This window comes from Flagellimonas marinaquae (genome assembly GCF_003992675.1).
GTDB classification, from domain to species: Bacteria; Bacteroidota; Bacteroidia; order Flavobacteriales; family Flavobacteriaceae; genus Flagellimonas; species Flagellimonas marinaquae.
The window spans coordinates 42,501-44,740 of sequence record NZ_RZMZ01000008.1 but is presented as its reverse complement, the minus strand read 5'-3'; the positions used below and the strand labels follow the sequence as shown (position 1 = coordinate 44,740).

General features: G+C 52.4%; 2 tRNA genes and 2 rRNA genes (1 of these 4 only partly in view). All 4 read left to right on the top strand.

From position 1 onward, the window contains the following. Positions 1-108 precede the first annotated feature (108 nt). Positions 109-1,634, top strand: a 16S ribosomal RNA gene (locus EO130_RS06210). 102 nt (positions 1,635-1,736) lie between these two features. Continuing rightward, positions 1,737-1,810, top strand: a tRNA-Ile gene (locus EO130_RS06205). Between the two features lie 162 nt (positions 1,811-1,972). Then, positions 1,973-2,049: transfer RNA gene (locus EO130_RS06200), tRNA-Ala, on the top strand. 175 nt (positions 2,050-2,224) lie between these two features. Next, a 23S ribosomal RNA gene (locus EO130_RS06195) occupies positions 2,225-2,240 on the top strand; it runs 2,801 nt beyond the window's last position. The 16S and 23S rRNA genes sit together here with 2 tRNA genes alongside, the layout of an rRNA operon.

The following is a 2,240-nucleotide window of genomic DNA, read 5'->3' as shown; positions in this document are numbered from 1 at the left end:
AAACAAAGAAGTTCATATACATATTGTAACGACAGCGTAGAATTAAGAAAGAACCATTTTGATGCAGGGACTCGGGTTTCCGGGTGTCGGACAGACATTCAAAGAAATACAATGAAGAGTTTGATCCTGGCTCAGGATGAACGCTAGCGGCAGGCCTAACACATGCAAGTCGAGGGGCATCACGGAAAAGCTTGCTTTTCTGGTGGCGACCGGCGCACGGGTGCGGAACGCGTATGGAACCTGCCCCTGTCAGGGGAATAGCCCAGGGAAACTTGGATTAATGCCCCATGGTATCGTTATATCGCATGATATTACGATTAAAGATTTATCGGACAGGGATGGCCATGCGTACCATTAGTTAGTTGGTGGGGTAACGGCCCACCAAGACAGCGATGGTTAGGGGCCCTGAGAGGGGGATCCCCCACACTGGTACTGAGACACGGACCAGACTCCTACGGGAGGCAGCAGTGAGGAATATTGGACAATGGGCGGGAGCCTGATCCAGCCATGCCGCGTGCAGGATGACGGCCCTATGGGTTGTAAACTGCTTTTATACGGGAAGAAACGCACCTACGTGTAGGTGTCTGACGGTACCGTAAGAATAAGGACCGGCTAACTCCGTGCCAGCAGCCGCGGTAATACGGAGGGTCCGAGCGTTATCCGGAATCATTGGGTTTAAAGGGTCCGTAGGCGGGCCTGTAAGTCAGGGGTGAAAGTTTGTGGCTCAACCATAAAATTGCCTTTGATACTGCAGGTCTTGAGTCATGGTGGGGTTGCCGGAACATGTGGTGTAGCGGTGAAATGCATAGATATCACATAGAACACCGATCGCGAAGGCAGGTGACCAACCATGTACTGACGCTGATGGACGAAAGCGTGGGTAGCGAACGGGATTAGATACCCCGGTAGTCCACGCCGTAAACGATGGATACTAGCTGTGGGGACTTCGGTCTCCGTGGCCAAGCGAAAGTGATAAGTATCCCACCTGGGGAGTACGTTCGCAAGAATGAAACTCAAAGGAATTGACGGGGGCCCGCACAAGCGGTGGAGCATGTGGTTTAATTCGATGATACGCGAGGAACCTTACCAGGGCTTAAATGCAGGCTGCATGGGGTAGAGATACCCCTTTCTTCGGACCGCCTGCAAGGTGCTGCATGGTTGTCGTCAGCTCGTGCCGTGAGGTGTCAGGTTAAGTCCTATAACGAGCGCAACCCCTACCGTTAGTTGCCAGCATGTCAAGATGGGGACTCTAACGGGACTGCCGGTGCAAACCGTGAGGAAGGTGGGGACGACGTCAAATCATCACGGCCCTTACGTCCTGGGCTACACACGTGCTACAATGGCCGGTACAGAGGGAAGCCACCCCGCAAGGGGGCGCGGATCTACAAAACCGGTCACAGTTCGGATCGGGGTCTGCAACTCGACCCCGTGAAGCTGGAATCGCTAGTAATCGGATATCAGCCATGATCCGGTGAATACGTTCCCGGGCCTTGTACACACCGCCCGTCAAGCCATGGAAGCCGGGAGTGCCTGAAGTCCGTCACCGCAAGGAGCGGCCTAGGGCAAAATCGGTAACTAGGGCTAAGTCGTAACAAGGTAGCCGTACCGGAAGGTGCGGCTGGAACACCTCCTTTCTAGAGAAAGAGATGTCCGGAAGATCCTTGTCCCGCACGAGATGGTTTTATCTCTGCGCTGTCGTTTATGATATGTTACAAATACTGGCAATAGGCCAAGACAGTCTCATAGCTCAGCTGGTTAGAGCGCTACACTGATAATGTAGAGGTCGGCAGTTCGAGTCTGCCTGAGACTACAAGTCGAAGAAGGACGAGAAGCCTGTGCTGAGCGCGGTCGAAGCAAGTCTGCCTGGGACTGTAAAGGAAGTTCATTGAGGAATATTGAATTGGAAATTTTAGAAGTTGAGTTACAGGGTTATCACTCATAACTCCCAACTAATAACTCATAACTGAAAGATGGGGGATTAGCTCAGCTGGCTAGAGCGCCTGCCTTGCACGCAGGAGGTCATCGGTTCGACTCCGATATTCTCCACCACGGCAAAGGCCGTCCGTCGATCTTGGTATCGGTGGCGGCGTGCCAGAAAGTTCATTGACATATTGGGACGGAGCGGAGCGGTATCATACCGTTCACGTGAAGTCAAAAAGAAGAAACACGAAGTAGAATAGAACAATTAAGGATTACGAGAGGGCGTCCCATATTTATATGGGATGCGACAAGCAAAAGAA